We start from the raw sequence: 7,170 nt of genomic DNA, 5'->3' as shown, positions 1-7,170 counted from the left end.
TGGTCAACAGCGTGTACAGCACGACCTGCCACCACGTGAGATCCCACAGGCCGTTCCCGAGCCAGTCGATGGCCGCGTTCAGGAGGGCAGAGTCAGGAAGCAACATTGAATTCGGTACTCCATGGCCGCACGAAGGTGCAGCCTTCAGATAACCGTGTATTTTAAAGGGTGGCTCCTCAAAAAGGGGCTAAATCCTTGACCCGTAACAAGTATTCACCCGCATCGAGGGTTTCGCCCTATTTCCGCTGCCAAGCTGCGGCAAAAAAGCCGTCGGTGGAATGACGATGCGGCCAAAGCCGCAGATAACGCGCCCCGGCTTCGCCGCCAGCGCAGAGGCTTTCGGGATCGGCCACCTTCAGGGCGCCAAGCAGCGGGGCGACATCCAAGGGCTCGAATTCCGGATGGGCTGCCCCGAAGGCTTCGGCAATGGCCTCGTTCTCCTCCGGCAGCACGCTGCAGGTGGCATAGATCAACCGCCCGCCGGGCTTCACCAGCCGCGCGGCGCTCTGCAGGATCGCGGCCTGCTTGGCGGTGAGCTCTTCGATGCCCTTGGGCGACTGCCTCCATTTGAGGTCCGGATTGCGGCGCAGCGTGCCCAGGCCCGAACAGGGCGCATCCACCAGCACCCGGTCGATCTTCCCCGCCAGGCGCTTGATGCGTTCGTCGCGCTCATGGGCGATAGCCGCGGGATGCACGTTCGACAGCTTGCTGCGCGCCAGCCGCGGCTTGAGCGCGTCGAGCCGGTGCGCCGAGGTGTCGAAGGCATAGAGCCGCCCGGTGCTGCGCATGGTGGCCCCGATCGCGAGCGTCTTGCCGCCGGCACCGGCGCAGAAATCCACCACCATTTCGCCGCGCTTGGCGTCGAGCAGCAGGGCCAGCAGTTGCGAGCCTTCGTCCTGCACCTCGACCGCCCCGCGCGCGAATGCGTCGAGCTTGGCGAGCGCCGGCTTGCCCTCGATGCGCAGGCCCCAGGGCGAGAAGGGCGTGGCAGTGGCCTGGATGCCGGCCAATGCCAGCTCCTTCTGCACATCGGCGCGCTTGTCGGTCAGCGCGTTGACCCGAAGATCCAGCGGTGCGGGCTGCTGCAGGCTTTGCACCAGAGGCCAGAAGCCCTCGCCCACCTGTGCCTTCAGCGGCGCGACCAGCCACTCCGGCAGATTGTGGCGATGGCGCTCCATCAGGTCATCGGGCTTGACGGTGTCGCACTGGTCGAGCCAGCGCTTCTCGAGGTCGCTGAGCGCGCTCTTGAGGAAGTCGCGCGGCCCGTAAAAGCCAAGGATCGCCATTCGGCGCTCCTTCGGTCCGCTGCCCGAGGGCGACAGATGGTCGAATAGCAGCTTCTTGCGCAGCACGGTGTAAACGGTCTCGGCCAGCGTGGCGCGCTCGCGCGGCCCCAGCTCGCGATGCTCGCGGAAGTAGCGGGAGACGACCTGGTCGGCAGGATGTTCGAATTTGAGGACCAGGCCGACCAGGTCGGCGCAGGCCTCGAGAAGGGCTCGGGGATGCATGCCCCGATTGTCTCAGCCGGCCGTGCGCGTCCAGATCGGGGCGAAAGCCTGTTGCTCGATCTCCGACAGCGTCGGCGAATGCCCCGCCCACAGCACCAGCGCGGCGCCCGGCAGGCTCAATGTATGCTCGAGCTCGCGGCACAGGTTCCAGCGGTGCTCGTCGGACAGCCCGGGCAGTTCGAGGAACACCACGTAGGCGCGGCGCCACGGGAACTCGCGCAGGTTCTTGCGCACCAGCCATGCACGCGCGACGGCGTTGCAGCGCACCAGGTCGGCCCGGAGTTCGCCGAGCTCGAAGTCGTTCAAATCGTGGTGGGCGATCTGGCTGAAGAAGGGCGTGCTCGTGATCTCCTCCCAGGCGCGCTGCTCGGCTTCTTCCGCGGCTTTCATCCGCTCGCGCCAGCGCTTGAGTGCCGCCTCATCGTGCGAGCCTGCATCGGGATCCTCGAGCAGCTCGACCGCATTCCGCGCCGCCCACCATCGGCTGGCGGTGCTGGACTCGTGCAGCCGGTCCAGCACTGCGAGGCGGGCGGCGCGGTCCTTCTGCGGCAGCGTCTGCGCCAAGCCGCGCAGGGCACCGGCGTGATCGGGCGTGATCTGCAGGGCACGCTCGTAATGCCGGCGGACGTCGGCGCCGGCATCCAGACGGCGCTCGCAATCGGCCCATTCGACCATCTCGTCGGCGCTATTGCGCCCGGCGCCGGCCGCCAGAACGCCCGCGCGCTGCCGAACGCGCTGGAGATAGGCATGGTGCTGCTTCCAGTCACTGGCATGCGTGCGCCGCCATTCGTCATCGAAACGCCCGATCCAGCGGGCCGGGTCGGCGAGCAGGCCCAGCGCGGACTTCTCCGACCAGGGCGGCAGCGTCGCCTTCTCGTCGAGTGCCTCGAGCCGGTCTCGCAGCACCGGATGGGTGTCGTCGACGTCGCGCACGCGCCGCAGCGCGCCGCGCAGCGCCTCGCGCGCCAGCGCGGGCGCCACGGGCTCGATCAGTTGCACCTCCATGGCCGCGAAGGGCCCGGCCGGCAGCGCCTCCGCGGACGCGCGTGCCCAATGGGCGGGCCAGAACTCGTTCACATACCAATTGCTCTTGACGGCGATCTCGGTCAGCGCTGCGGCCGCCACGCGCGGCCCGAGCAGGCGGGCCGAAACGCGGTCGGCCTCGTACTCGTCCTGGCGCGCGAGCGCGAAGGTTTTGGCGGCGAAGCGCGGGAAGTACCAGCGAAAGAAGGCCTGGGAGGCCAGCGCCACGACGCCGCTGTCGTTCTGCAGGTTGGCATCGAGCTTGAGCCAGGACAGCCGCGTGCGGTAGATCCAGGCGCTCAGCTTGCCGTGGTTCCCGCGCAAGTGGCCGTACTCGTGGGCAAGCACCGACAGCAGGCGGCGCCGATCTAGGGCCATCAGCAACGGCAGCCCCACGCTCAGGTAGTTGACCGCGCCGCCGAAGAGGCCAAAACGTGGCAACTGCCTGATGCTCGCGTTGAACTCGCCGTCGAGGTAGATATGGTGGACATGCGGTCCATCGATCTTCTGGCGGATGCGGTCCAGCCCTTCGAAGAGCAGCGGCGCGTCTTCGCGCACAAGCCGAACGCCCTGCGGCTGCTCCAGCCGCACCCAGAGCGCACGCAGCGTGGCCCACAGCAGGCCAAGCGCAAACAGCAGCAGCCACCCGCGCGTGAAATTGAAGCGCCCCTGCCCCAGCGAGAGCAACGCCCAAACGATGATGCCGACTGCAAGCGCCAGACAGGCGATCACCCACAGGTAGCCCAGAGCAGCGAAGATCGCGACCCCGCGGCGGTAGCCCTGGCTGTCGTCCGCACTGGCATGCTCGCTCAATCGCACGAGGTGAACAAAATCGGCGCGATCCATTTCCGACCTTTCAGACGCTCGAACATGATGACCAGTCCGACCGACGACCACCTGCCGCCGCTGATCGAGACCCCTCCCGGCCGCTATCGCCACTACAAGGGCGGCGAATACGAAGTGCTGGGCACCGTGCGCCACAGCGAGACCCTGGAGGCGATGACGCTCTATCGAGCGCTTTACGGCGCGAAAGGGCTGTGGGTGCGTCCCGCCTCGATGTTCGGAGAGACCGTGGAGATCGACGGTCATCCCCAGCCGCGCTTTGCACGGATTGCGTAGGGTGGGACAGGCGCCGCAAGGCAGCTGTCCTCAGCCGCAGCGCACGGCTGTCACGCGGTCGCGCGCATCGACGACGAGATTGAGCCGGCCACCGTTGAACTCCAACGTGACCGCTTGATTGGGCTTCAGTGTGCGCACGCTCCGGGCCCCGGCGCGGGCCCGGGCGGCCGCCTCGAGTTGGGGTGTCGCCGGTTGCCCGACCGCGAACCTGGCATCCTCCGCCCGGCATTGCGCGGGCGGTTCTGGGGCGGGAGCGGCTGCAATAGGAGCAGGGGCCGGTGCGGGCGCCGGCGCAGGGGTGCCGCAACCGGACAACAGCGCGGCGGCAGTCAGCGCAAACAGGGCCAGAAAACGACTTTTCACGACGGGGCTTCCCAAGGGAAAACGAGATTGTGTCAGCTTGTTTCTGACAACCAGCTTGCAATCGCCTGCGGGTAAACGCTATGTTCTTGCGTCAGTACCCGCGCGGCGAGGCTCGCCGGCGTGTCGTCGGGGAGGATCGGCACCACCGCCTGCGCCAGGATCGCCCCATGGTCGAGTTCCACCGTCACCTGGTGCACGGTCAGCCCCGCCACCTTGCAGCCCGCCTCGATGGCGCGTCGATGCGTGTGCAGCCCCGGAAAAGCCGGCAGCAGCGAGGGATGGATGTTGAGCAAGCGCCCCTCGTAACGGGCCACGAAAGCCGGCGTCAGGATGCGCATGAAGCCGGCCAGCACCACCAGCGCCGGCACGTGCACGTCGATGGCGTCGGCGAGCGCCGCATCGAAAGCTTCGCGGCTCGCGAAATCCTGATGGGGGATCACCGCCGTCGCGATGCCCTGCGCCTGCGCCAACGCCAGGCCCCCCGCGTCCGCCCTGTTGCTGATCACCGCGGCCACCCGCGCCCCGAAGCGCCGCGCCCACTGCTCGCGCTCGGCGGCGTGCACGATGGCCGCCATGTTGGAGCCACTGCCGGAGATCAGGATCACGATGTTCTTCATGGGAGCGGGATTATCTTTGCTGCTGGTTTTCACCCGGTCGGTTTGTCTCCGCGCTGACAGGCCAACAAGCACGACCGTGCTAAAACCGGCCGGTTCGACAGACCGGCGCGCCGCCTTCGTGGCGCCCTACCAACACAGCGAGGCAACGCATGGATTTGAGCTTCACGCCCGAGGAACAGAAGTTCCGCGAAGAGATTCGCGCCTGGGTCAAGGACAACCTGCCCCAAGACATTTCCCACAAAGTGCACAACGCGCTGGAGCTCACGCGCGACGATATGCAGCGCTGGGCCAGGATCCTCGGCAAGAAGGGGTGGCTGGGCTATGGCTGGCCGGTCGAGTTCGGCGGCCCGGGCTGGACTGCCGTGCAGAAGCACCTGTTCGAGGAAGAAACCGCACTGGCCGGCGCACCGCGCATCGTGCCCTTCGGGCCCGTGATGGTGGCGCCGGTGATCCAGGCCTTCGGCAACGCCGAGCAGCACAAGCGCTTCCTGCCCGGCATCGCGAGCGGCGAGGTGTGGTGGAGCTAGGGCTACAGCGAACCCGGCTCGGGTTCCGACCTGGCCTCGCTCAAGACCCGAGCCGAACGCAAAGGCGACAAATACATCGTCAACGGTCAGAAGACCTGGACCACCCTGGGCCAGTACGGCGAATGGATCTTCTGCCTGGTGCGCACCAGCAATGAAGGCAAGCCGCAAACCGGCATCAGCTTCCTGCTGATCGACATGAAGTCGCCAGGCGTCACCGTGCGGCCGATCAAGCTGATGGACGGCAGCCACGAGGTGAACGAGGTGTTCTTCGACAACGTCGAGGTGCCTGCCGAGAACCTCATCGGCGAGGAAAACAAGGGCTGGACCTACGCCAAGCACCTGCTGTCCCACGAGCGCACCAACATCGCCGACGCCAACCGCGCCAAGCGCGAACTGGAGCGCCTCAAGCGCATCGCCAAGCGCGAGGGCGTGTGGGAAGACCAGCGCTTCCGTGACGAAATCGCCAAGCTCGAGGTCGAAGTGATCGCACTCGAGATGCTCGTGCTGCGCGTGCTCTCGGCCGCGACCTCGGGCAAGAACTCGCTGGACATCGCGGGCCTGCTCAAGATCCGCGGCAGCGAGATCCAGCAGCGCTACTCCGAACTCATGATGCTGGCGGGCGGCCCCTTCGCGCTGCCGCTGATCCGCGAGGCCATGGCGGCCGGCTGGCAAGGCGACTTCCCCGGCGGCCATCCCGAGCTGGCGCCGCTCGCGACCACGTACTTCAACATGCGCAAGACCACCATCTACGGCGGCAGCAACGAAGTGCAGCGCAACATCGTCGCTCAGACCGTCCTCGGTTGAGCGCCACACAGCAGGAAGGAACGAGACGATGGACTTCAATTTCAGCGACGACCAGCAGCAGCTTCGCGACGCTGTCGCCAAGTGGGTGGAAAAAGGCTACGCCTTCGAGCGCCGCCGCGGCATCGAAGCTGCGGGCGGCTTCTCGCGCGAGGCCTGGGACGAACTGGCAGAGCTCGGCCTGGGCGGCCTGTACATTCCCGAGGACGAAGGCGGCCTCGGCATGGGCCCGGTCGAAGGCATGGTGGTGATGGAAGAGCTCGGCCGCGGCATCGTGCTGGAGCCGCTCGCCCAGTCCTTCATCGCCGGCGCGGTGCTCGCCGGCCATGCCGACGAGGACACCAGGGACAACTGGCTGCCGCGCATCGCGGGCGGCCAGGCACTGGTGGTGCTGGCTTACCAGGAACGCAGGGCGCGCTATCGGCTCGACGTGTGCGAGGCCACGGCAACGAAGGACGGCGACGCGTACCGGCTGAGCGGCACCAAGAGCCTGGTGCCCGCCGGCGACGAGGCCGATGCCTTCATCGTGCCCGCCCAGCTGGACGGCAAGATCGCTCTCTTCCTCGTGCCACGCTCCGAGGACGGCGTGGCTGCGCGCGGCTACGGCACGCAGGATGGCAGCCGTGCGGCCGAGGTGGTGTTCGACAAAGCCGCCGCCACGCTGGTCGCGAAGGATGGCCTGCCGGTGCTCGAGCACGCCGTCGACATCGGCATCGCCGCCATCTGCGCCGAAGGCGTGGGCGCGATGGACAAGACCCTCGCCCTCACCGTCGAGTACATGAACACCCGCAAGCAGTTCGGCGCGCCGATCGCCAGCTTCCAGGCGCTGCGTCATCGGGTGGCCGACATGAAGATGCAGCTCGAGCTTGCCCGCTCCATGAGCTACTACGCGGCCCTCAAGCTCAACGCCCCCGCCGCCGAACGCCGCCAGGCGATGGCGCGCGCCAAGTACCAGTTGGGCTTGGCCATGCGCTTCGTCGGCCAGCAGTCGGTGCAGCTGCACGGCGGCATCGGCATGACCGACGAGTACATCGGCAGCCACTACTTCAGGAAGCTGACCCAGCTCGAGATGGTGTTCGGCGATACCTTGCACCACCTCGGCGAGGTATCGTCACGCATGCAGGACAGCGCCGGCGTCTTTGCATGAAACGCAGAGCTGCTATCTTTTCCCGATAGCACGCCGCGCCCGCCAGACCTGTGCTGGCGGGCGCT

Annotated in this window: 6 protein-coding genes and 1 pseudogene; 3 read left to right on the top strand and 4 right to left on the bottom strand. The window is 67.2% G+C overall.

Annotated features, from left to right (window positions below; all coding sequences use genetic code 11):
• Positions 1-236: 236 nt before the first annotated feature.
• Together ACMGEZ_RS29290 and ACMGEZ_RS29285 are read right to left on the bottom strand one after the other, a co-directional pair.
• A complete protein-coding gene (locus tag ACMGEZ_RS29290; RefSeq protein WP_436825791.1) occupies positions 237-1,508 on the bottom strand; it encodes an RsmB/NOP family class I SAM-dependent RNA methyltransferase in 1,272 nt (423 codons plus the stop codon).
• Positions 1,509-1,520: 12 nt separating this feature from the next.
• Complete coding sequence (locus ACMGEZ_RS29285; protein ID WP_436825790.1) at positions 1,521-3,377, bottom strand: M48 family metalloprotease; 1,857 nt, start codon at positions 3,375-3,377, stop codon at positions 1,521-1,523.
• A gap of 27 nt (positions 3,378-3,404) precedes the next feature.
• Here ACMGEZ_RS29285 and ACMGEZ_RS29280 point away from each other — a divergent pair, with 27 nt between their 5' ends.
• Positions 3,405-3,650 carry a DUF1653 domain-containing protein gene (locus ACMGEZ_RS29280; protein ID WP_436825789.1) on the top strand — a complete coding sequence of 82 codons (246 nt, stop codon included), beginning with the start codon at positions 3,405-3,407 and terminating at the stop codon, positions 3,648-3,650.
• 30 nt (positions 3,651-3,680) lie between these two features.
• Here ACMGEZ_RS29280 and ACMGEZ_RS29275 read toward each other — a convergent pair whose 3' ends face one another.
• Positions 3,681-4,013, bottom strand: coding sequence for an I78 family peptidase inhibitor (locus ACMGEZ_RS29275; RefSeq protein ID WP_436825788.1), 333 nt, complete (start codon positions 4,011-4,013; stop codon positions 3,681-3,683).
• 32 nt (positions 4,014-4,045) lie between these two features.
• Positions 4,046-4,630, bottom strand: coding sequence for a phosphoribosylglycinamide formyltransferase (purN, locus tag ACMGEZ_RS29270; RefSeq protein WP_436825792.1), 585 nt, complete (start codon positions 4,628-4,630; stop codon positions 4,046-4,048).
• A 149-nt stretch (positions 4,631-4,779) separates the two neighbouring features.
• On the opposite strand from purN, the pseudogene ACMGEZ_RS29265 reads away from it, so the two are divergent.
• Both ACMGEZ_RS29265 and ACMGEZ_RS29260 read left to right on the top strand, forming a co-directional pair.
• Positions 4,780-5,961, top strand: a pseudogene (locus tag ACMGEZ_RS29265) (acyl-CoA dehydrogenase family protein).
• 28 nt (positions 5,962-5,989) lie between these two features.
• Positions 5,990-7,105, top strand: coding sequence for an acyl-CoA dehydrogenase family protein (locus ACMGEZ_RS29260; protein WP_436825787.1), 1,116 nt, complete (start codon positions 5,990-5,992; stop codon positions 7,103-7,105).
• Positions 7,106-7,170: the final 65 nt, after the last annotated feature.

Source organism: Variovorax stachyos (assembly GCF_051400855.1).
Taxonomy (GTDB): Bacteria; Pseudomonadota; Gammaproteobacteria; order Burkholderiales; family Burkholderiaceae_C; genus Variovorax.
The sequence above is the reverse complement of the archived record's forward strand: the minus strand, read 5'-3'. Positions and strand labels throughout refer to the sequence as shown.

What these genes read in the sequence shown, in the direction of transcription:
- ACMGEZ_RS29290 (WP_436825791.1), bottom strand. Translation starts at nt 1,508, where the DNA reads ATGCATCCCCGAGCCCTTCTCGAGGCCTGCGCCGACCTGGTCGGCCTG.
- ACMGEZ_RS29285 (WP_436825790.1), bottom strand. Translation starts at nt 3,377, where the DNA reads ATGGATCGCGCCGATTTTGTTCACCTCGTGCGATTGAGCGAGCATGCC.
- ACMGEZ_RS29280 (WP_436825789.1), top strand. Translation starts at nt 3,405, where the DNA reads ATGACCAGTCCGACCGACGACCACCTGCCGCCGCTGATCGAGACCCCT.
- purN (WP_436825792.1), bottom strand. Translation starts at nt 4,630, where the DNA reads ATGAAGAACATCGTGATCCTGATCTCCGGCAGTGGCTCCAACATGGCG.
- ACMGEZ_RS29260 (WP_436825787.1), top strand. Translation starts at nt 5,990, where the DNA reads ATGGACTTCAATTTCAGCGACGACCAGCAGCAGCTTCGCGACGCTGTC.